General features: G+C 58.9%; 17 protein-coding genes. 15 read left to right on the top strand and 2 right to left on the bottom strand.

The genetic code is table 11. The annotated features are described in order from the left end of the window. Positions 1 to 16: 16 nt before the first annotated feature. The 11 genes from ACA070_RS27420 (at position 17) to ACA070_RS27370 (ending at position 14099) form a co-directional block, all read left to right on the top strand. A complete protein-coding gene (locus tag ACA070_RS27420; protein ID WP_497449083.1) occupies positions 17 to 1729 on the top strand; it encodes a DUF2138 domain-containing protein in 1713 nt (570 codons plus the stop codon). Beyond that, positions 1714 to 2364 (top strand): DUF1175 domain-containing protein, encoded by a 651-nt coding sequence (locus ACA070_RS27415; protein WP_497449082.1) that lies wholly within the window; start codon positions 1714 to 1716, stop codon positions 2362 to 2364. Before ACA070_RS27420 ends, ACA070_RS27415 begins: the two co-directional genes overlap by 16 nt. Next, positions 2361 to 6926 carry an alpha-2-macroglobulin family protein gene (locus ACA070_RS27410; protein ID WP_497452033.1) on the top strand — a complete coding sequence of 1522 codons (4566 nt, stop codon included), beginning with the start codon at positions 2361 to 2363 and terminating at the stop codon, positions 6924 to 6926. The genes ACA070_RS27415 and ACA070_RS27410 overlap by 4 nt, the downstream gene beginning before the upstream one ends. 1 nt (position 6927) lies before the next feature. After that, positions 6928 to 8547 carry a DUF2300 domain-containing protein gene (locus ACA070_RS27405; protein ID WP_497449081.1) on the top strand — a complete coding sequence of 540 codons (1620 nt, stop codon included), beginning with the start codon at positions 6928 to 6930 and terminating at the stop codon, positions 8545 to 8547. Between the two features lie 3 nt (positions 8548 to 8550). After that, the gene (locus tag ACA070_RS27400) at positions 8551 to 9366 is read left to right on the top strand and encodes a YfaP family protein (protein WP_497449080.1); all 816 of its coding nucleotides are present in this window, start codon (positions 8551 to 8553) and stop codon (positions 9364 to 9366) included. A gap of 241 nt (positions 9367 to 9607) precedes the next feature. Continuing rightward, positions 9608 to 10870: a tyrosine-type recombinase/integrase gene (locus ACA070_RS27395; protein WP_497449079.1), complete on the top strand. Its 1263-nt coding sequence runs from the start codon at positions 9608 to 9610 to the stop codon at positions 10868 to 10870. Continuing rightward, positions 10871 to 11425: a hypothetical protein gene (locus ACA070_RS27390; RefSeq protein WP_497449078.1), complete on the top strand. Its 555-nt coding sequence runs from the start codon at positions 10871 to 10873 to the stop codon at positions 11423 to 11425. Positions 11426 to 11522: 97 nt separating this feature from the next. Further along, positions 11523 to 11723, top strand: coding sequence for a helix-turn-helix transcriptional regulator (locus tag ACA070_RS27385; protein ID WP_497449077.1), 201 nt, complete (start codon positions 11523 to 11525; stop codon positions 11721 to 11723). Next, positions 11723 to 11944 carry a hypothetical protein gene (locus tag ACA070_RS27380; protein ID WP_497449076.1) on the top strand — a complete coding sequence of 74 codons (222 nt, stop codon included), beginning with the start codon at positions 11723 to 11725 and terminating at the stop codon, positions 11942 to 11944. Before ACA070_RS27385 ends, ACA070_RS27380 begins: the two co-directional genes overlap by 1 nt. 155 nt (positions 11945 to 12099) lie before the next feature. Next, positions 12100 to 13668 (top strand): AAA family ATPase, encoded by a 1569-nt coding sequence (locus ACA070_RS27375; RefSeq protein WP_497449075.1) that lies wholly within the window; start codon positions 12100 to 12102, stop codon positions 13666 to 13668. Positions 13669 to 13871: 203 nt separating this feature from the next. Beyond that, positions 13872 to 14099 carry a ribbon-helix-helix domain-containing protein gene (locus ACA070_RS27370; protein ID WP_497449074.1) on the top strand — a complete coding sequence of 76 codons (228 nt, stop codon included), beginning with the start codon at positions 13872 to 13874 and terminating at the stop codon, positions 14097 to 14099. Between the two features lie 296 nt (positions 14100 to 14395). Here the strand turns inward: ACA070_RS27370 and ACA070_RS27365 are convergent, their stop codons facing one another. Next, positions 14396 to 14704, bottom strand: a complete 309-nt coding sequence (locus tag ACA070_RS27365; RefSeq protein WP_497449073.1) for a restriction endonuclease — start codon at positions 14702 to 14704, stop codon at positions 14396 to 14398. Then, positions 14701 to 15315 carry a winged helix-turn-helix domain-containing protein gene (locus ACA070_RS27360; protein WP_497449072.1) on the bottom strand — a complete coding sequence of 205 codons (615 nt, stop codon included), beginning with the start codon at positions 15313 to 15315 and terminating at the stop codon, positions 14701 to 14703. The genes ACA070_RS27365 and ACA070_RS27360 overlap by 4 nt, the downstream gene beginning before the upstream one ends. A gap of 424 nt (positions 15316 to 15739) precedes the next feature. Between ACA070_RS27360 and ACA070_RS27355 the strand changes: the two genes are divergently transcribed. The 4 genes from ACA070_RS27355 to ACA070_RS27340 are packed head-to-tail and all read left to right on the top strand — an operon-like array spanning position 15740 to position 22862. Continuing rightward, on the top strand, positions 15740 to 17422 hold the full coding sequence (locus ACA070_RS27355) for a type I restriction-modification system subunit M (protein ID WP_497449071.1): 1683 nt from the start codon (positions 15740 to 15742) through the stop codon (positions 17420 to 17422). A 3-nt stretch (positions 17423 to 17425) separates the two neighbouring features. Beyond that, complete coding sequence (locus ACA070_RS27350; RefSeq protein WP_497449070.1) at positions 17426 to 18700, top strand: restriction endonuclease subunit S; 1275 nt, start codon at positions 17426 to 17428, stop codon at positions 18698 to 18700. Next, positions 18697 to 19767, top strand: coding sequence for an SIR2 family NAD-dependent protein deacylase (locus ACA070_RS27345; RefSeq protein ID WP_497449069.1), 1071 nt, complete (start codon positions 18697 to 18699; stop codon positions 19765 to 19767). Before ACA070_RS27350 ends, ACA070_RS27345 begins: the two co-directional genes overlap by 4 nt. Then, complete coding sequence (locus ACA070_RS27340) at positions 19764 to 22862, top strand: type I restriction endonuclease subunit R (protein ID WP_497449068.1); 3099 nt, start codon at positions 19764 to 19766, stop codon at positions 22860 to 22862. Before ACA070_RS27345 ends, ACA070_RS27340 begins: the two co-directional genes overlap by 4 nt. Positions 22863 to 22924: the final 62 nt, after the last annotated feature.

The raw sequence follows: 22924 nt of genomic DNA, 5'->3' as shown, positions 1-22924 counted from the left end.
GAACATGAGCGTGAACATGAGTGATAACACTGTTTCTCCGGCCGCTGACGCGCCTGCAGCAAAAGCTCCTCGCCGTTGGCCAGCCGTGCTGATCGGGCTGTGCCTGGTGGCGGGTGTCGCGGCCGGACTTGGCTGGTTCATGCACAAACCCAAGGCGCCAGCGGCAGAATTGGCCAGCGACAAACTGGGCATGAGCCGCCCGGATGGTCTGCTCGAAACCCATTCCCTGAGCCAGTTGCCCAAGGACTTGCTGGCGGTGCCGTTCCTCAAGGAAACCCTGACCGAAGATTTCGTCTTCTATTACGAAGCCCATGCTGATCGCCTTGGGTTGATTGGCAGCCTGCGGCGGATCATTTACGAGCACGACCTGAAGTTGCAGGACAGCCTGATCGAGCAGCTCTTCGATCAACCGGCGGATGTGGCGCTGTGGCGCGGGGCGGACGGTCGCCTGAAAGACTTTCTGTTGGTGATGGATCGCGGCGGCCTGGCCAAGGTGCTGGAGCCGTTGGCCAAGGTCGCGCTGGATGATACGCAGCTGACCCAGCTCGGTGACATCAAGGTCGCCGGCGATACGGTGCCCCTGTATCAGCTCGCCTACAACAACAGCAAAGCGCTGCTGTTTGCCTCTCATGGCGACAAGCTGGTGGTGCTGTCCAATCCTTCGAAACTGTACGACAACAGTAATGGCCCGATCGATGAGCCTGGAATGGTTTCGACTCAATCGCTGGAAGCGTTGCTCGGCGGTCAGAAACTCTTCCCTGAAGCCTTCGGCCTGCCGCCGCGCGCGCCCGAAGTGAAACAACGCCTCTCGGTCAATTCCAGCGTTCTGGCCATGGGGTATCAGCGTTTAATCCCGAACTTCGCCGGCCTGCGTTTCGACATGGACGACAAGGGCTGGCACAGCTTCCTCGCCATGGATGAACTGGAAAACCAGCCGGACTTCGATTTCAAACCGATCTGGCAAGCCATGCCGATGGGCGCCAGCGCCTGCGTCGCCTTGCCGCTGGCCGCCGAGCAACAAAAACCGTTGCTGGTGAAACTCGGCGCCGAAGAGTCGGTGGCCCAGGCCCTGACCGAACACATGGCCGGTGCCGCCGGCCTGTGCTGGTACGCCGATTCGCGGTTGTACACGCCGTTGCTGGTGGCCAGCCTGAATGATGATGACAGCGCAAAACTCGACGGTGATCTGGGCAATTTGTTCGGCTCGATGGTCGGCGCCTACGAAGGCAACGTCGAAGAACACGCGTTCCCGGTCGTGGAAAAACAGGAAGGCGAAACCCATCAGTGGCAGCGCCAGGTCAGCTCCAACTTCGGTCCTTACAAAGCCAAGGATGCCGAGAACCCGGACGCGATCACCGGCAAGGCGTTCATGAAGGTGAGCCTGGCGCGCCACGGTTCAACGCTGCTGTTCTCCCTCGATGACAAACTGGTCGACAAGGCCCTCGGCACCCTCGACAAGCGCTTCCCGCCAATGGCCGACGTGGTGCCGAAAGACCTGCTGATGCCGGTCTACTTCGGCCCGGATTCCATGGCGCAACTGATGCAACAGGAAACCCTCGACAGCTTGCCGCAGGACATGGAACCGGTGTTTTACAACGCCGCGCAAACCTACCTGATTCCCAAACTGCGCAAGCTCGGCGGTTACGGCAAATACGCCCTGACCTTGCCCGAAGGCAGCGAGCCTGACGGCCATTGGCAGTGGCTGCCGCTGGAATGGAAAGCCCTGTGACCGCACTCATCCGAGGCCTCGGCCTGCTGGCGATGTTGCTGGGCAGCCGCGCATTTGCCACCGAAGCCGCAGCGCTGGATCCGCAGCAATCCCAAGTGTTTCGCGCCTGGTTCGTGCGCATCGCCCAGGAACAACTGACCCAAGGCCCGAGCCCGCGCTGGTATCAGCAGGACTGCGCCGGGCTGGTGCGTTTCGCTGCCAACGAAGCGCTGAAAGTCCATGACGATAAATGGCTGCGCAGCAATGGCCTGTCCAACCGCTACCTGCCGCCCGAGTTGCAATTGAGCGAAGCCCAGCGCGGCCTCGCCCAGCAATGGCAGCAGGGCGGCGGCAAGGTCGGGCCGTACGTCAACGCGATCAAACTGATTCAGTTCAACAGCCATCTGGTCGGTCGGGATCTGGCGCAAGCCCGGCCTGGCGACCTGATGTTTTTCGATCAGGGCGACGACCAGCACCTGATGATCTGGATGGGTCGCTACATCGCCTATCACACCGGCACCACCACCCCCACTGACAACGGCATGCGTTCCGCGAGCCTGCAGCAACTCATGACATGGAAGGACACCCGATGGATACCCGACGCAGCCAACCCCAACTTCATCGGCGTCTATCGACTGAACTTCCTCTCCCAATGATCGGTGCCCGCATGTTGCGTTTTCTGCCTCTGCTGTTGGTCTTAGGGCTGCCTTTTTCGGCGGTCAACGCCGAAGACACCGTCGAGCCGAGCGGCTACACGCCGGTGGCCGGTGAAAGCTTTTTTCTGCTGGCTGACAGCAGTTTCGCCAGCGACGAACAGGCGATGGTGCGCCTCGAAGCGCCGGGCCGCGACTATCGCCGGTTCCGCATGGAGCCTTACGGCGGCGCCGACATTCGGGTGTATCGCATCGACAAGCCGCTGGATTTCCTCAAGCGCCAGAAGAACCTGCACCGCGTGGTCAGTGACGGCCAGTTCAAGGGCGAAGGCCTGTCGAACACCCTCGCGTACCTGTGGGACAACTGGTACCGCAAATCCCGTCGCGTGATGCAGCGGGCGTTTTCCTACGAGTCGCGTAAACAAGTCACCGAGGAAGTGCCTGAGCTGAAGATGGGCAGTGCGATTGCTGCGCCAACGCCTTACGACGCACAGCCGCAATTCGCACTGATTCCGGGCCTGCCGGTGGTCAGTCAGTTCCGTTATCCGCTGTGGCAAGCCAAACCGATCCAACCGCCTACGGGGGTGAATCTGGCCGGCTCTTCCAGCGAGTTCGTCAGCGTTGCACCGGGCAACGTGTACATCCCGTTGGGCAACTTGAAACCCGGCCTGTATCTGGTGGAAGCGCTGATCGGCAAGTACCGCGCGACCACCATGGTCTTCGTTTCCAACACCGTCGCCGTGAGCAAGATTGCAGGTGATGAACTGGTGGTCTGGGCTGCGCGCAAACACGAAGGCAGTTCGGTGCCAAAAGTGAATGTGCTGTGGACCGATGGCCTCGGCGTGATGAGCAGCGGCGCCACTGATGCCGATGGTTTGCTGCGCCTGAAACACGTCAGTCCGGAGCGTTCGTTCGTGATCGGCGAGGACGAAGAGGGCGGGGTGTTTGTCTCCGAGAACTTCTATTACGACAGCGAAATCTACGACACCAAACTCTATGCCTTCACCGACCGGCCTCTGTATCGGCCGGGGGATTGGGTGTCGCTGAAAATCGTCGGCCGCGAGTTCAAGAACGCGCGCGATTCGGTGTTGCCGACTGCGGCAGACGTCAACGTGACCGTGCTCGATGCCACTGGCACTGCGCTGCAATCGTTGGCGCTGAAACTCGATTCAAAAGCGGGCACCCAAGGCCGTTTCCAGTTGCCGGACAACGCCGTGGCGGGTGGTTATGAACTGCGTTTCAGCTACAAGGATCAGGCCTACAGCAGCGCTTTCCGCGTCGCCGAATACATCAAGCCGCACTTCGAAATCTCGCTGAACCTGGCCAAGCAGGATTACCGCACCGGCGAACCGGTCAAGGGCAATCTGGTGCTGCTGTACCCGGACGGCAAACCGGTGGCCGACGCCAAGTTGACCCTGAGCCTGCGCGCCCAGCAACTGTCGATGGTCGACAACGAACTGCAATACCTCGGGCAATTCCCGGTGGAATTGACCAGCGCCGAACTGACCACCGATTCGAAGGGCAACGCGACCCTTGACCTGCCGGCCGCCGAGAAACCGAGCCGCTACATGCTCACCGTGTTTGCCAGCGATGGCGCGGCGTATCGGGTCAAGACCACCAAGGAAATCCTCATCGACCGTGGTGCGGCGAGTTTCAGCCTGCGTGCGCCGCAGCGCTTTAGTGCGGTGGGCGACAAGGTTGCGTTCGGCTATTTGAATGAAGGTGGTAGCGAGCAAAGCAAAACCGTCACGCCGAGCAGCTACAGCTGGATGCGTCTGGAAGACCAGAGCACGGGCGAGGGCAAACTCGCCGCAACGGATAAAAGCTTCACCTTGGCCTTCGAGCGTCCGGGCACCTACAACCTGACGTTGAAGGATGACCATGGCCGAGTCGTCGGCGCCACCGGCCATTCGGTCACTGGCGATGGCGTCAAAGCGGTGCCCGGCACCGTAGAAATCGTCCTCGACAAACCCGAGTACAAAGCGGGCGATGAAGCCCTGGCGTTGATCACGTTCCCGGAACCGATCAGCGATGCCTTGCTGTCGCTGGAGCGCGACAAGGTCGAGGCCACGGCGTTGCTGTCCAAGGGCGGCGACTGGCTGAAGATGGAAAAACTCAGCGACACCCAATACCGCGCGCGGATCCCGGTGAAGGATAATTTCGCGCCGAACCTCACCTTCTCCGTGCTTTATACCAAGGGTGGTCAGTACAGCTTCCAGAACGCCGGCATCAAGGTAATTGCGCCGCAAATCGATGTGGCCATCGCCACCGATAAAGAGGCGTATCAGCCGGGCGATACCGTATCGGTTGACTTGACCACCCAGTTCGCTGGCAAGCCGATCCCGGCGCACCTGACGGTCAGCGTGGTGGACGAAATGGTCTACGCGCTGCAACCCGAAGTCGCACCGACCATCGACCAGTTCTTCTACCACCCGCGCCGCAACAACGTGCGCACCAGCGCCAGTCTGTCGTTCATCAGCTACGACGTTGCGTTGCCGGGCAGCCCTGGCGCTCCCGGCAAAGCCAACCGCAGCGAGCGGGGCGTGAAAGTGCTGGAGCGGCCACGTCGTGAAGACGTCGACACCGCCGCGTGGCAGCCGGAACTGGTGACCGACGCCAACGGTAAAACCCGCTTTACGTTCAAGATGCCGGACTCGCTGACCCGCTGGCGCATCACTGCGCGGGCCATCGCCGATGACGGTCAGGTCGGGCAGAAGAAGCAATTCGTGCGCTCGGAAAAACCGCTGTACCTGAAGTGGAGCGGCCCGACCCAATTCCGCAATGGCGACAGACCGGACCTCGGTGTGTTCGCGTTCAGCCAGGCCGAAAAACCGGTCAAGGCTGAGCTGGTGATTCATTACGGCGGCGCCGAACAGCGCGTGCCGGTGACGCTGAATAACGGCATCAATTACATCGCGCTGCCCGCGTTCGCACTGGCCTCTGGCGAGTGGACCGCCGAGCTTGTGCAGGACGGCAAAACCGCCGACGCCCTGGCCGTGCGCCTGACCGCGACCGGCGAAGGCTGGCAGGTCACGCAAAGCCAAAGCCTGGACGTGGCCAGTGGTGACACACCGCTGACCCTGCCAACGGACGCCAGCGATATTCGCCTGCGTCTGGATGACAGTCCGCAAGCGCTGTTCCGTTCGGCGCTCGATGATTTGCTGAGCTATCCGTACGGTGGCGTTGAACAAACCGCTAGCCGATTGCTGCCGCTGAGCATCGCGTATCCGGCCTTGTCGTCTAACCCGCAAATTCGCGATCGCTTGCGCCTGATCATGCAAAACAGCCGTCTGCGCCTGGTGCAAATGGCCGGGCCTTCCGCGAGTTTCACCTGGTGGGGCATGGACGGTGAGCCGGATGCGTTCCTTACGGCCTATGCCTATTACGCCGACTGGCACGCCAGCAAAGCGCTGGAACTGAGCCTGCCGCCGGAGCATTGGCAGCGGGTGCTGGAGGTCTATTCGAAGCAGGCGAAAAACACGCCGTTGTTGCAGCGAGCGCTGATTCTGTCGTTCGCCAAGCAGATGCAATTGCCGGTCAACACGCTGCTCAGTGGGTTGATGGATGATCTGGCGAAAGCAGGCGAGGGTAACGCGGCGAACCTGATGGAGGATGGCGAGGACAGCCTTGTCATGAGCGATCCGGATTCGGCGCTTGGCTTGGCGGCGGCGCGTGCGTTGACCGCTTCCCTTGCGCATCAGTCCAAGGTGGTTTTGCCCGATGCATTCAGTCGTCAACTGCCGGATGCGCAACAGCGTCTGGCCGTCAGTTCTCAGCCATTTGCCGAAGCCTTGAACCTGTCGCTGCAACCCTTCGATCAGGCTCACGCTCAAGCGTTGTTGCAACGTTTGCTGCCACAGCAATCGACCCTGGAACGCGCGTTGGCGCTGACCTGGTTGCAGCGCAGCATCGAGCAAGCGTCGCCGACGATTGCACTGGCACCGGGTGAAGGCTGGAAGAAAGAACACGGTGATACAGGTGAGATGTACTGGACGTGGCAGGGTGCTTCGCCCGTGCCGGCCGTGTTGTCGCTGACCGGGACGCAAGAACGTCCGTTGCGGGCTGCGTTGAGCTTCCAGACCAAGCAACCGCCGGTTGATCCGATGGCTGTGACCATCACTCGTCGCCTGTCTCGATTGGTGCCCGGTGACGAAGCGTTCCAATTCAAGCTCGAAGCGGTGGGCAACAAACCGTTGTCCAGTGACGCGCTGTATCTGGACGAAGTGATCATCACCAGCAAAGCTGCCACGCCGTTGCGCTACGGGATGATTGAAGTGCCGCTGCCGCCGGGTGCCGATGTCGAGCGCACGACCTGGGGCATCAAGCTCATGGGCAAGGCGGGCACCGAACCGACCGCGCTGGAGAAAGCGCGTTTCGAGCCGGGGCAAATGGCCTATGCGATTCCGGTGGATGCCTTGAGCGGCGAACTGCGCCTGCGTCACTTGGTGCGCTTCTCGCAGAAAGGCCAGTTCAACCTGCCGCCGGTGCGTTTCACTCAGGTCTACGCGCCACAACATCAGGCCCAGGAACAAAAACCGGTCCTCGGCCAGGTCACGGTCAACTGACATGACCCGACCGCTGGTCTGGTGGCTGCTGTGTTTGATTCCTGCGCTGGCAACAGCGCAGGACGAGCCGCTGCGACTGGGCTTCAAGGGTGAATTGATTTCGTTGAGCCCGACTCAGGTGATTTTCCGCGAGCCGTTGCCCGCTGATTTGCAGGCGCCGTTGGGCAGTCTCTGGAAATTGTTTGTGTACGGCTGGCTGGTGGATACCGGCGCTCGTGAGCCGGCGTATGAGTGTCGCGGGCAGTCGAAAGAAGAAGTTTATTGCTGCACCGCGGGCGGAAAAATTGAGCGCGATCAGGCGTTGGTGAAGTCGTGCGGTTTGTACTTTGAGCCTGCGCGATTGGGTATTTCTGATGCTGGCTGGAGGGAGTATTGGCAGGCGCGGCAGGCACCGGAGTGGTTGCTGAACTTGCCCTCGTTGCAGCCTTCTACGCGGGTGTCAGTGGCGGAATTGCTGAAGGTGCTTGCCGTGATGCCGGCGCAGGATCAGGCGCGACGGGTGTTGCTCGATGTGGTGCTCAATGCGGCTGACGGCAACGTCGTCGGCGAACTCGGCGGTCGATTGCGAGTGAAAACCTGGAGCTGGTTGGGCGATCAGGATCCTTCGTCGCGTCAGGGCGGGTTTGCCGGTTGGACGACGGATGGAACACCGATCTGGGCGGGTGGGCGCGGGACCAGTCAGATGGTGCTTCGTCATTACGGGGCTGCGTTGGCTTCGGTGTTGCCCGTGGATTGGCCCGTGGATGTGGGACGTTGCGTTGAAGTCGGTCTGTTTTCACGCTATCCGATCGGGCGCGTTCTTGCGGGGGATCGCGTTGTTTCTTCCGGGCCTCTGCAGGGCGACTATCGCGTTGAATTCGCCAATGGCAATCAGCTGGATATCCACAGCGATGGTGAACTGTTTCTGTTGAAGGACAAGCTCGTCGCCCGGCTGGACCGTGAAGAATACGTCGCCCGCGTCCTCCAGCGCGAAGCCAAACCCGAACCTGCTGAAGCCGCTAAAGCACTGGCCATTGCGATAAGAACCTACCTGCTGCAAAACGCCACCCGCAACGGCGATTGCCTGAGCATTGACGACAGCAGCAGCCGACAACGCGTCGCCCCCCGCCCGGCCACCCCCGAATCACGCAACATCGCCGCCTGGACCAGCGACCTGGTTCTCGCCGGCAGCACCGTCACCTACCACTCCGACCAAACCGGCCCGGACAAACTCTCATGGCAGCAAGCCGTCGAACAAGCCAACGCCGGCCAACGCTACGACGCCATCCTGCTGCACGCTTACCCGCGCGCGAGCCTCAGCCGCTGGGACAACCCCGTCGCTTCCTGCGAATCACTGCCCGCCGCGCAAGACTGGCTACAAAAGCAACGCCGCGGTTGGCGTCCACGGTTGGAAAGCGAGGTCGGCTACAACGACGTCAGCACCTTCGCCGTCTGCCGCCTGGCCTTCGGCCGCCCCTATGTCGACCGCGAACGCCAGCGCATCTACGTGCGCGGCGTGCTGTCGCTGCAGGATCGCCTCGACCTGACCCACGAATACCTGCACCTGGCCTTCGAAGCACACCCCAACGGCCAGGATGAAACCTACATCGAAGGGCTCGCCCGCCACCTCTTGCTGGAATAGGCCATGAAACTCCGTTATCCACAGGTCTTCCTGTTCCTTTGTACTTTTTGCGTATTGCCGACGGTGTTTGCGGCTGAGAGCGGCGTGAAACTTGATACGCCCGTTGGCGGCTGGCGCACCGGCGCGTCCGAAGGTGAAGGTGAAAGCTTTCGTCAGACCGTTAACTACCCGGCCTCATCGGTGAATACGCCGGTGGGCCAGGCCAATACGGCGCGTATCACGGGGCAGATCAAAGCCGCGCCCAAGTCCGGAGAACCGGGACGGTTGATCGTCAACGGCGTCAGCATGCCGCTGAAGATTGACCCGGCTGGACGCTTTGATCGACCGTTCTCGTTTCCCAATGGCAGTAATAGCGTTGAAGTCCGCAGCCCGGATGGGCAGCAACGGCATCGGACGCAGTTTCTCAATGCCAGTGGCGGCGCCACACCGGCTAAATTGCGGGTGCTGTTGGCCTGGGATAGCGATGGCACGGATCTGGACTTGCACCTCATCACGCCCGACGGTGCGCATATCTGGTACGGCGATCGGGTTGCGCCCAATGGCGCGGCGCTGGATGTCGACGTGACGACGGGGTATGGCCCGGAAATCTTTGCCATGCCGGCGCCGATCAAGGGGCAGTATCTGGTGTATGTGAATTACTTCGGGGGTGGGTATCGGAGTGATGAGGAAGGGCAGGAGGAGGCGGTTCAGCCGCTGACGACGGCGCAGGTGACGGTGATTACGGAGGAAGGGACGCCGAATGAGAAGATGGAGACGTTCCTGGTGCCGATGCGGGCGGTGGGGGAGTTGACGTTGGTTAAGGGGTTTAGTTATCCGTGACGCTGGCGACTGGCAATTTGTGCAGCAGCTTGCTGCACAATTCACTTTTCTGCAGGCATTAAAAAGCCGGCTTGTGGCCGGCATTTATAGCTTCTACGTACTTCTGCCGATTTCCAGTTTTGCATAGAAAACATGGGAGTTGCAGGCTATCATCGCTCCAGTGAGCTCCACTAATATCAGTCGATAGCCAGTGATATAAGTGTGGGTCAGGGTGTGGGTCGGTAGCGTGTAGGGAGGCGGAATGCCAAAGCTGACGGTAAAAACTATAGATAGCCTTGTGAAGGCGGCGGCGCCGGGACTGACTGGTGATGGCGAGGGGCTGTACTTCCAGATAAGTCGGACTGGAGGAACCAGTTGGGTATTCCGCTTCAAAATCGCTGGAAAGGCTCGCACGATGGGGTTAGGACGATATCCGGAGACTACCCTTGCGGATGCGCGCCAAAAGGCCGCAGACGCGCGAAAACTAAGCAAATCAGGCGTTGATCCGCTCGCGGTCCGTGACGAAGAACGCGCCCGTCAACAGGATGTCCTACGCCAACTGGAGGCTAAGAAGCGCACCTTTGAAATGGTCGCTGTCGAGTATAGAGACGCCCATGGTGCGGGCTGGTCGCCCAAGTGGCGGAAGGGTTGGCTACGTAAGCTTGAACTATACGCGTTCCCAGTGATTGGCGACCTCCCTGTCGGCGCAGTCGACCTGGAGCATGTACTCAAGGTGCTTCAACCCATCTGGGCATTAAAAACCCGTACCGCAGACGAAGTGCGAGGGCAAGTTGAGCAAGTGTTAGACGCCGCCAGGGCTCGGGGGTTGCGCGTCGGCGAGAATCCAGCACGTTGGCGTGGGCACCTGGATAACCTGCTGAGCAAGGCCGAAAAGAAAAAGGCGAGGAAACGTCAACACTTCTCGGCGATGAAATGGAAAGACGTGCCGGCTCTGATGTTCAAATTAAAACAGAGTGATGTCCGTGACGCGTTTGCGGCCCGTTTGCTGATCCTGACAGGCGCACGCTCGCAAATGATTCGCTTTGCTGCTTGGAACGAATTCGACCTAACGACCGGTGTGTGGTCGTTGCCTGCCGAGCGCATGAAAATGCGGCAAGCCTTCGATATTCCTTTGGCACCAGAAGTTGTCGAATTGCTCCAGACCTTGCCACGAGTTGAAGGCAGTCCGTATCTATTCGCAGGTCAGGGTAAGAGCGGCGTTATGCATGCAAACGCGATACGTACTCTCCTGCACGGTCTGGGGCATGACAACATTACCCGCCACGGTTTTCGCAGTTCCTTTCGGGATTGGTCAGGCGAATGCACTCAATATCCACGTGAAGTCTGTGAGTTGGCTCTTGCCCACGATGAGCGTGATCAGACAGAAAGCGCGTATTCGCGATCTGATTTCATCGAGAAGCGTCGGACGCTGATGGCCGATTGGGCGAAGTTCATTACAAATCCTGCTGCGCCCATCGTCACATCCGCTGATTTTCAAGCGCGCTTGAGCGCCAGGAGCTTTTAGATGACAAAGCACTCACACATGGAGAAAGCTCGGCCGACGCGTGAAAAAATGTCAGCTTTGCCGGATGTTCCGCCTTACCTTGAAAATGAATCCGACATGGCAATAAAAGCTTGTCGGTCATTTCTTGAGGAGTACAAAGTTCAGCCCCTGAAATGGGGGCTGACGTCGTTTGAAGAAGCTGCTCGTCCTTATTTAGCACGTATGAATCTAGCTGACTCAAGAATCCAAGATTACCTTCAATCGACACGACAGCATTTCACGTCAGGCTTGGTTTCTCTTGTTTTAGAGGAGTACAGGGACGTCATTTTGTCGGAACAGCAAAGCAGAATCGCTAAGCATGTCAAAGGTTCAAAACGACCAAGTGAAGATGGCTCCAATTGGGACAGCAAGCGTATAGCAGAAGCTGCTCGCACCGCAGGCTACAGCGAGAGCCCAGACAAAAAAAGCATAGTTTCCAGCATTGCCGCTCGATCTCAGAAAAGTGAAACCATAGTAAGGCGTGCTTTACGAGAGCATGGGTTATCCAAGGCATACAGCAAAAAGAAGCCACGCTGAAAATATCCCAAATTGTCGTAGCCGGTGACGACAATTTCGGCCTTTATCTTCCATAGCCATTCCACCAAGCGCTAGTGAGCGCAAAGGAGATTTGGCTATGTCTACCACCCCACAAAACCGCCGCATCATGCGGTTGCCAGAAGTTAAAGCTTCTACTGGTTTCGGCCGCGCATGGATTTACCAATTGATGAGCGAGGGGAAGTTCCCCAAGGCTCGCCGCATCGGTGCGCGTGCTGTGGGCTGGCCAAGCGACGAAATCGAGCAGTGGGTAAATGATCGTATGGAGGGCCGTTCGTAATGAAAAACGATCACTCCCTGATGTTTCTTGCTGATCTGCAAGCCGTCTTTGGCCCACTTGATTGCCTTCCAATTCTTGATGGCAAAATCCATCGCTTCCACGTCCCCGGTGATAAGCCTGGCAGCCTGGGCGGCTGGTATCTGCTGTATGCCGAACCCAGCGTTACGGGCTGCTTCGGTAGCCTGAAGGCTGGTGGCGTTTACATTGGCGAGGTGCTCTAAATGAAAAAGAGCCGCCCCCCATACCAGCAGAGCAGCCCGTCGCGTGGCCAGTTTATCACCCTCATCCGCGCCTTGTCGGTCCTTGAGTGCGCCCTCCGCCTGCCTGTGCTGCTGACGTTTGTAGCACTTCTGTATCGGCTGATCATGGAGGCAGCATGAACAAAACCGCCATCCACAACCACGGTGAACCACTCAGCGTGGTGGTTTCGCGTATGAAAGGTGTCAAGCAACACGGCGACAGCTTCATGGCTGTATGCCCCGCACATCAAGACAAGTCTCCATCCCTGAGCCTGTCGCGGGCCGGGGATGGCCGCGCACTGGTTCACTGCTTTGCCGGCTGCGATCCCCGTGACGTACTGGGCGCGGTTGGCTTGGAGATGCGAGACCTGTTCCCTGAGAACATGAGCCAAGACCAGCGCCGGGAGTTCCGGCGCATCAAGCTGGAACACGAACGCGATTCTGAGCGCTTGATTATCGAGATTGCAAAGGCAGAGGCTGAGGCCGGCGCCTTGAGTGAAGAGAGCACCGCACGGCTGGCACTGGCACGCGAGCGAGTCTACCAGTTGGATCATCAGCTCGTAGAGCTGGGGAGCGTCGCAACACCGCCACGCCTTGCGTTGCTGGAGGTGAAGTTGGACGACGTTATGAGCGCCAGCCCGGATGTTGTGCGCTATGCCGTGAAACCGTTGATGCCTCGCCGTCATGTGACTCTGTTCGGGGGGCATGGCGGTATCGGTAAGTCGAGCCTCGCATTGGCTATCAGCGCGCATGTTGCATGCGGTTTTCCCTTCGCAGGTCAGGAAGTCGAACAATCCCCCGTGCTGTTCGTAAGCTTGGAGGATGAAGCCAGCATCGTGCGTCTGCGCTTGCGCAGTATCATTGAGGCATACGGGCTGCCCGCAGAGCGCGTGCTTGCCTCCCTTCGCCTGTTGGACGGCACGCAAACCATCACCGCTCTTATGACAGAGGGCGATGGCTTCAGCGCGCAACCCGTTTTCACCCAGGCATATCGGGAGCTTGAAGCGGGGGCTTATGGTACGGGGTTGATCGTGATCGACAACGCTTCTGATGCGTTCGATGCGAACGAAAACAGCCGCCGTATGGTACGTGCTTTTGTGCGTGGCTTGGCTGACATTGCCCGCAAACACAATGCTGCTGTGGTTCTGCTGGCGCATATCGATAAGAGCGCTGCCAAGGATGGCGCACGCGGCAACAACTACAGCGGTTCGACTGCCTGGCACAACAGCGCTCGCTCGCGTTTGGCGCTGATGGAGCAGGATGGGCGCATTCTTCTCGTACATGAGAAGGCCAACCTTAGCGCGCGGGCTGAGCCTCTGTCCTTCATCTTCGTGGATGGGGTTCCCGTGCCTGAGGCTGGTTCTCAAGCAGAGGGTCTGACGACTGAGAACTTCGATCTCGCCGAAATCATTCGCGTCTTTATGGCAGCAAATGACGCAGGTATCAAAGTGCCGGCCATTCTGACCCCCGGCGCGCACTCGGCAATGAAGGCGCTGGAATCACTGCCAGAATACAACCGGGTCTTCCGGGGCAAACCAGGAGGTAAGCGCGCCGCACTTGCCATTACTTCGTTGATCCGCATCGGGCGTGTACGGCGCATCAAATACAAGACCCCTCACCGTAAAATTCGCGAGCTCTTTGAGCTGGTCGAACTGCCAGAGACGCCCGCAGTTCCGCTCGAAAATGTGCCAGTTTCGAGTGTTTAAAGTGCGCCGCGCCACCCCCTATAACCCCCTTAGCGCATCGGCGCAGCGCATGGGGATGCTTGCGGCAGTGCGCCAATCATCAACGGCGCAGCGCGGAACACCATCGGCGCAACGGCGCAAAGTAAAACCCACCCAAGATACCGCCTGATTTTCGGATTATGCGGCCGTGGGGGATGTGAAAAGTTAAGACCGAGGAATAAGCGATGAGCAAAAACCGCCTCTTCAAGAATCAGCCCAAAATCCGCCTGATTGTGTCCGTTGAGGGCGATACCGTGGAAATCATTGATGAGCTTATTGGTTATCCACTTGGCGGCGGGCATCCGGCTAAGGGCAACCGTTCGGAGTTCGTGCGTCTGGCTATCGAAGAGAAGCTGGAGCGTGACATGGTTCGGTTTCAGAACCGTGCTTCGGCTGTCCCTAAGCGTATTTGAGTCGGATGGATGATTTTCGTAGGCCATTGACTGTGTAAACTTTGATGATTTTTGTAGCAGTACGCGCGTACGCGCGCGTAGACCATCACCAAGCGACCTGTCTAGGGCATAGCCAATTGGGGGTGGGCGATCACCATCCAGTTGATTTGATGCTGACGCCGTTTCACCTGGATTGTCCGCTGCACGTCGAAGTAGCGACGGCAGCGATCAGCCATTAGCGGACGCTCACGGTGCGAGCACTTAACCCGCTACCGATGATGGACACACAGCTGAAGCCTAGGACCAATTCGGTAGCCTCATTCCTCATCGAAGTAGTCGCTATCCAGTTTCGGCAACTTGAGCAGCCGCAACGTTACTCCGACTTCGTGATCCATCATCAGGTTAACAAGCCGATTTCCATCAACCAGCACCATACCCTCCACCGAACGGGCAAATTCGATACCTTGGGCAGTGAATCCAGAGGTGGTAATAAATACTCCACGCTTGGCCTTTTGCCCGGCAAGTGCGCCATAGAAGGCTTGCAGATCGGGCCGGCCAACAGTGCCTTGCCAGCGTTTGGCTTGGACGTAGACCTTTTCCAGTCCGAGTTTGTCGAGCGAGATCACCCCATCGATCCGCCATCTCCGCTGCCGCCCACACGCTGCAAGTCGTTGCGGCTAGCGCCGTAGCCTAGGCTGTGCAATACATCCAGCACTATGACTTCGAAGCGGTTAGGGCTGACTTGCAAAAGGCTGTCCAGTAAGTTGACGGCAGTCGCCTCACGTAGCTCGCGCAGGGCCTGCTCCAGCCGGTCATCTGGGCTGACAGTGGCTGAGCTTGCTGTCTGATCAACCAGCTCTTGTCCGTCGAGCGGGATGGCGTCGGGGGCGCCTTTGAGCTTTACATCCATAAAGCCGATGGCGAGCTGTTCCACCTTATCTGCAGTAAGGGGATAGGGATGCTGCGCGGCATAGCTGATACCTGTATCAGTTAGCTTCCAATAACCGCGTTTAGCGCTGGTGGAAAGGCCGGCGCGTTTGAGGCGGTCATGGGCCCAGCCTGCACGGTTCTTATATGTTGCCTGGCCGCTCGCAATCAGCTCTTGCCGTTGTGCTTCCGACAGGTCTAACGCCCCAGCAGCAGCTTCATGGACGTCACGAGCTGTCGCTCCTTCAGGTGTAGCTGCAAGGTAGCGCAGTATTGGCTCAATGAACTGGTCGTATGTAGGGACGGACATTGCAACTCCAGGCACAAAGTTGATGGCGTGGGCGAAGGTTGAAGGTTGTGTATTGTTTTATATTTGGTGTGTCGACCCCGGTTCAGATACCAGAACTAGCATCACCTTGCCATTTTTAATGAAAACTGGCGCGTAGTGCCCTCATCTGACCAGCTAATCGCAGGGGAGCAAATCAAAACGGGTCGGGTTTGACTGATCGGACCAGCCAAAATGACAGGCAGCGCTCCGCAGGTTATGCTCGCCGCTAATTCAATTTCCATCGTTTGGCTGGGCAATCCATTGGCTTAAGTTGATCGCTTTGCTCACTCCAAGCGTCCACAAGCTGCGCTTTGGTCATCCCTTAGCTAAACATTAAATTTTCCGGCCAGCGCTCAAGAAAGTTGAGCGGACGCGGCACTATGAAAGAAACCAAAACGGAGCACTGATGGCGAGTACTGAAGCAAACACCAGCGACCTGAACTACGCAGATACGCTCTGGAAGGCTGCTGACTCCCTACGCGGACAGGTCGATGCAGCTGAATACAAGCACATCGTACTGGGCTTGCTGTTCCTCAAGTACATCTCGGATAGTTTCGAGAACCGTCGCGACGAACTACGATCAGAACTGACGAACGACGGTATCAAGGGCGAGCAGCTCGAACGCCTGCTTGAATCGCGCGATGAATACACTGCGGAGCGCGTGTTCTGGGTGCCGCCCGAAGCGCGCTGGTCGAACCTGCAGAGTCAGGCGACGCGACCCGATATCGCCACGCTGATCGACGATGCGATCCTCGCCGTTGAACGTGACAATCCAAATCTTAAAGGCAAGCTCCCCCGCGATTACGCCCGCCGGGGCATCGACCCAGTCAAGTTGAAGGGGCTTACCGATTTGATCGCCGGCGTCGGCTTCAAGGGTAGTCGCGGCCAGGCCCGCGACACGCTTGGCCGCGTCTACGAGTACTTTCTCGGCAAATTTGCTGCCGCAGAGGGTAAGCTGGGCGGCGAGTTCTATACGCCGCGCAGCGTGGTGCGTGTGCTGGTCGAGATGCTAGAGCCTTATGAGGGTCGCATCTATGACCCCGCTTGCGGCAGCGGTGGAATGTTCGTCCAGTCGGAAAAGTTCGTCGAGGCGCACGGCGGCCGACGCACCGACGTCTCGATCTTCGGGCAGGAGAGCAACCCCACCACGTGGCGCCTCGCGCACATGAACCTCGCCATTCACGGCATCGAGGCCAAGCTAGGCGACCAGCCCGCCGACACGTTCTTGCGCGACCAGCACCCTGACCTCAAGGCCGACTTCGTCCTCGCCAACCCGCCGTTCAACGTGAGTGACTGGTCTGGCCAACTGCTGCGCGGCGACAAGCGCTGGGCCTACGGCGACCCGCCCGTTGGCAATGCCAACTACGCCTGGATTCAGCACTTCATCCACCATCTCGCCTATCCCAACGGTAAGGGCGGCGGCATGGCCGGATTTGTGATGGCGAATGGCAGCTTGTCGAGTAATGCCGGTGGCGAGGGCGAGATCCGCCGCAAGATCGTCGAAGCAGACCTCGTCGACTGTATCGTTGCCCTGCCTGCGCAGCTTTTCTTCACCACCGGCATTCCTGTGTGCCTCTGGTTCCTTACGCGCGACAAGACCGGCCGGAACATCCGCCGCGGTACGCCAAACCGCCCTAATGGCCGCGCGGGCGAAACGCTTTTCATCGACGCACGCAAGTTCGGCACGATGCAGACCCGTGTGCTGAGAGTGTTAACAGGGGTCGAGGCCGCCGAGTGCATCGAGGGCACGGGCGACCCGCTGCCCGCGTCTGACGTCGGCCGGATCGTCTACGCTTATCGCCGTTGGCGTGGCGAGCCTGCCCCGGAATGGTGGAACGAGGCCGAGCATGGCCCTTGGGCGTTCGATCCGACCCCCGGTTTCGCCAGGCCCGCGACGCTCGACGAAATCGCCAAACATGGCCACGTCCTTACCCCTGGGCGCTACGTCGGCGCGGAGGATCAGGCCGACGATGCCGAACCGTTCGCCGAGAAGTACCCGCGGCTAGTGGCGGAGTTGGAGGAGCAATTGTCGGAAGGCGGGCGGTTGGCCGCTCTTGTGCGCGAATGTCTAGCGAGCGTGGAGGACTGAGGTATGACCACGCTACCACTCGAAGAGTGCATGTCGGCGATCATCGACTACCGGGGCAAGACGCCGCGGAAGACGAGTTCGGGCGTGCCGTTAATTACCGCGAAAGTCGTCAAGGGTGGCCGTCTTGAGACGCCAGACGAGTTCATTGATCCTGACGAGTATGACGAGTGGATGCGACGCGGCTTGCCTCAGGTCGGAGATGTCGTCATTACTACCGAAGCTCCGCTCGGGGAAGTCGCTCAGCTTTCTGACTCTCGGATTGCGCTGGCGCAGCGACTCATCCTTCTCCGTGGGAAGAAGGGACTACTCGACAACACATACTTGAAGTACCTTCTGATGTCCGACGAGATGCAGGGGCAGCTTGCATCTCGAGCGTCTGGCACTACTGTTGTCGGGATAAAGCAAAGCGAGCTGCGCAAGCTCACTCTTTCACTTCCCAAGATCGATGAACAAGAAGCCATCGCCGCCGTCCTCGGTGCATTGGATGACAAGATCGAGCAGAACCGACGGACAGGTCGGGCGTTGGAGGGGCTAGCACGGGCGACGTTTAAGGCGTGGTTCGTGGACTTCGAGCCGGTCAAAGCTAAGGCCGCCGGGCATGTGAGTTTCCCCGGCATGCCCGGTACTGCCTTCACCGCACTACCCAACCATCTGACGGACTCGCCACACGGGGCGGTACCGCAGGGATGGGAGGTACGAACACTCGCTGAAGTGTTCGACATTAACCCGCCGCGACGCTTATCAAAGGGACAAGACGCCCCGTACCTCGACATGAAGAATATGCCGACTGACGGTCACGCGCCTAACGCATGGGAGAGACGGCCACATGGCTCCGGAATGCGGTTCATCAACGGTGACACGCTCGTAGCCCGCATCACGCCTTGCTTGGAGAACGGAAAGACGGCTTACGTAGATTTCCTGGGTGACGGCGAGGTAGCTTGGGGCTCGACTGAATACATTGTGCTCCGCCCAAAGCCGCCGCTGCCGGGGGTCTATGCGTATTGTCTTGCCCGAACACCAGAGTTCCGCGACTTTGCCATTCAGAATATGACTGGCACGAGTGGCCGGCAGCGAGTTGCTGCATCATCCTTGAACCATTACCACGTCGCAGTTCCAGACGCGGTGACCGCTGCTGCTTTTGGTGACCTAGTTCTTCCGCTGTTCAATTGCATTCGAGTCGGTAAGGCCGAATCGTTGAAGCTCGCGGCGCTACGCGACTACCTCCTGCCGCGGCTGTTGTCCGGAGCTCTGCGCGTGACATCAAAGGCGGCGTCATGAAGGCGATTTATGCGCTCTTCGAGGATGAACTGACGGCCAGCATCAATGCGGATGGAAACATCGAATTTCCCTTTGGCGGGACGCCTCTGACGCCAGTTGCTGTTCTTGGAACTGACAACACGGCGTATCAGGCCGAGTTTCGCGCGTGGCTAAATGACGTTTGGCTAGACGACCACCGGAGACGGCTTGACCGACTTCTTAAGCTGCATGGTAACAGCGGCCGATTCCACGCACTTGTCGATGCCTTCCGAGCTGATCACGTCATTCCCGCAGTCGGATCTGGAATGTCAAAGGCATCTGGGTTCCCACTTTGGCGAGACTTTATTCATCAGCTTCGCAGCTTCACCGCGGTATCTGAGGCAGACATCAACATCATGCTCGACGCCGGTCAATATGAAGAGGCCGTGGATCGGATCGAGGCAGAAGCCGGGAGTCACTTATTTGATGAGCGGATCGAGCAATCGCTTCGAGTGATCGATCCGGGCAGCCTCGACGGGCCGGTCCGTCTATTACCAGCACTGTTTCCCAAACTCGCGCTCAGCACAAATCTCGACGACGTACTGGAACACGCATACGCGGCTGTTGACCAGCGCTTCGATGAGGTCCTCATCGGCCCTCGGATTGAGCAATATCGAAAGCTCACAACTTCCAACAAGCGATTGTTATTGAAAATCCACGGTGATTGTCGCGATGCAGAAGGCAGAGTGCTTGGTGTAGCGGAATACGACACGGCATATGCCCCAAACGCACCAACGCGGGAATCTCTTGCATTGATCTGCCGCTCTCATGTCCTTCTCTGGATGGGGTGCAGCCTTGGTGTTGATCGGACGGTCGCGTTGATGAAGGACGTTGTGGCAGGTGATGCTGCTGCGCCGAGGCACTACGCATTCCTTAGACTTCCGAATGACGACGCTTATCGAGTGAGTCGTGAGAAGTTGCTCGCCGAGCGTAAAGTCTTCCCCATTTGGTATGACGATTTGGAAGACGAGGATCTTTCGATCCTATCTTTACTCGTCGGTTTGCTAGACAAGAGCGGTAAGCTCGCGCAATTGGGAGGTGGCAATTGAGCAAAGGCGTACTTACGGAAGCAGCTGTGGAGCAGTTCGCTGTCGAAGCCCTCTTAAGAGATGGTTTTAAGGCGGGAGAAGCTAGCGAAGTCGCGGCCGATTGTTCATGGCAGGGATTTTTTAGCCCATTTATCGAACAGCGATTGCATTTCGCAATCGAGCGCCTGAACCAGTCGATGCAAGGGACAGTTGTCGCCGACGCGATTCGATCTGTGCGATCGCTCCCGTTCGTTTCATTAATTGAAAACAACCGTTATTTTCACGATTTGCTCACCAGCGGTGTGCCGGTCGAATACAAGGATGCCGCCACCGGCGAGACGCGGGGCGGACGGGCGCGGTTGATCGATTTTGACAACCCCACTAACAACGATTTCCTTGTCGTGCGGCAGCTCACTGTCGCTGGAGTAAACGGCAAAAACATCCGACCGGACTTGGTGCTGTACGTCAACGGCTTGCCGCTAGTCGTGATCGAGTTGAAGGACCCGTCCAACACGACGGCGACGCTGGATGTCGCGATCGATCAGCTCGGTCGCTATAAGACCATCGCACCCGATTTGTTCGTGCCAAACATGCTGTTGGTTACCAGTGACGGGCTGCTTACACGGGTAGGTAGCATCACCAGCGGCCGACAGCGCTTCACGCCGTGGCGACCTGCTCGTGGTGGCGAGCCGACGCTGGAAGCGTTGATCCGTGAGTTGCTGAACCCCGCCGCGCTGTTGGACTACTTACTTTCCTGCGTGGTGTTCGAGGAGGACGAGCGGGGGAACATCATCAAGAAGGTGGCGGGTTATCACCAGTTCCGGGCCGTACGCAAGGCGCGGGCGAGCGTAATTGGCGCGATTAAGGCGCCGGAGCGAAGTACCAATGAGGAGGCTGGAAAGGGCGGCGTGATCTGGCACACGCAGGGCAGCGGCAAGAGTCTGACGATGCTGATGCTGGCGGGCGCGCTGGTGCGTGCTGCAGAGATGGCCAACCCGACGGTGGTGATCGTGACAGACCGCAACGACCTGGACGACCAGCTCTTCGACACCTTCGCGATGGGGCGCGCATTGCTGCGGCAAGACCCTGTGCAGGCAGACAGCCGCGAGCACCTGCGGCTTTTGCTCGACCGAGCAAGCGGCGGTGTAGTGTTTACGACGATCCACAAGTTCACCGAGGCGCATGGCACGATCAGTGAGCGGGCGAACGTCGTCGTGATGGCGGACGAAGCGCACCGCAGCCAATACGGCTTTGTCGAAGGCGGGGCGCGGTGGATGCGTGAGGCGCTGCCGAATGCAACATTCGTCGGCTTCACCGGTACTCCCTTGACTGCGGGCGATCGCGTCACTCGGAATGTGTTCGGGGAGTACGCCGACGTGTATGACATCCGGCAGGCAGTAGCCGACGGCGCGACGGTGCCCATCTACTACGAGTCGCGCATCGTGAAGCTTTCGATCGACGAAGCAGGCGTTCAGCAGGCAGAGGAAAGTATTGCGCAGTACGCGACCCGCGACGAGAACGGGCAGGAGATGCCGGAGAACGTTCGCATTCCTCTGGAGGAGTTGTACGGCGCACCGGAGCGACTGGAGCGCGTGGCGAAGTTTGTGGTCGAGCATTGGGAAGCGCGCCGCGCGGCGATGGAGGGCAAGGCGATGCTCGTGACCATGAGTCGCGACATTGCTGCACGGCTGTACGAAGAGATTTGTAAGCTACGCCCAGCGTGGCACGACGTCGATGAAGCGAAGGGTATGGTAAAGGTCATCATGACCGGCGGCCCGGACGATCCCGAGCATATGGCGCGGCATGCGCGGAATAAGGCGCAACGCAAATCATTGGCGGACAGGTTCAAGGACCCGGCCGACGATTTCCGACTGGCGATCGTCGTGGACATGTGGCTCACGGGATTCGATGTGCCCAGCGCGCACACGATGTATCTGGACAAGCCGCTCGCCGGACACAGTCTGATGCAGGCTATTGCTCGGGTGAATCGTGTATACGGAGATAAGCCTGGTGGGTTGATTGTCGACCTGATCGGGTTGGCCGACCCGTTAGCCGACGCGCTGGTGACGTATGCAAGCGCGACCGGTGAAACAGACAAGCCGGTCAAAAAATTGCAGGATGAAGCGATTCCCGCCATGCAATCGGCGTTCGAGCAACTGGTCAGCTTCTTCCACGATTTCAACTATGCAGCGGCGTTAGAAATTGATCCATCGAAGGTGTTGCGTGTGTACTTGGGTGCGATCGACCACGTGCTGGACGTGAAACACACCATAGGCGACGAAACAGGATGGCAGCGCTTCGGCGGCATGGTGAAGCGGCTGGCAACGGCCTTCGCGCTGGCCGTGCCGCGGGAGGAGGCGCGGAACATCGCCCCGCATCTAGCGTTCTTCCAACGTGTGGCCGCAATGATTCGCAAGCGGCTCGCCGACGAGCAAGGACCGACAGGGGGTAGAAATAATGGTTCCGCCGACATCGACGCCGCAGTGCGGCAGGTAATCGGTGGTGCGGTGGATGCGGGCGAGGTGATTGACCTGTTCGCCGCCGCCGGGCTCGACGCTGCACGGTTGGACATTCTCAGCGACGACTTTCTGGAACGAGTGTCTGCACTGGAGCAGAAGAATCTTGCCCTGGAGACGCTGCGCAAGCTGCTTGCCGACCAGATCAAGTTCAGTGAGCGGTCTAATCTCGTGCAAGCGCAGAAGTTCCGCGATGCGCTGGAAAAGGCGATGCTCGATTACACGAACAAGCAGATCAACACGGCTCAGATGATCGCGCAATTGATTGAATTGGCGAAGTGGGTGCGCGAGGCGAAGCAACATGGGCAAGACCTCGGGCTGAGCGATGAGGAAACAGCGTTCTACGATGCCTTGACAGAGAACGGTTCGGCCAAGGAGGTCATGAAGTCCGACCAGCTTCGCTTAATGGCTCGCGAGCTGGCGGAAATGGTTAAGAAGATGCCAAGGCTAGACTGGTCCCAGCGGGAGAGCGTGCGGGCAGACCTGCGACGCAAGGTGCGTCGATTGCTGGTTATGTACGGCTACCCACCGGATCTATCCGAGGAAGCAACGCAGCTCGTCTTGCGCCAGGCCGAGTTGTCGACGGAGAACTCGGATTAGCAAAATGACTGGGTCGATGGCGAGAGTCCTAACCACAGCATGCAGCGGACGGAGATGGCGCC

The organism is Pseudomonas sp. LBUM1678, assembly GCF_059695575.1.
Note: the sequence above shows the minus strand (reverse complement) of the source record. Positions and strands in the feature narration are given on the sequence as shown.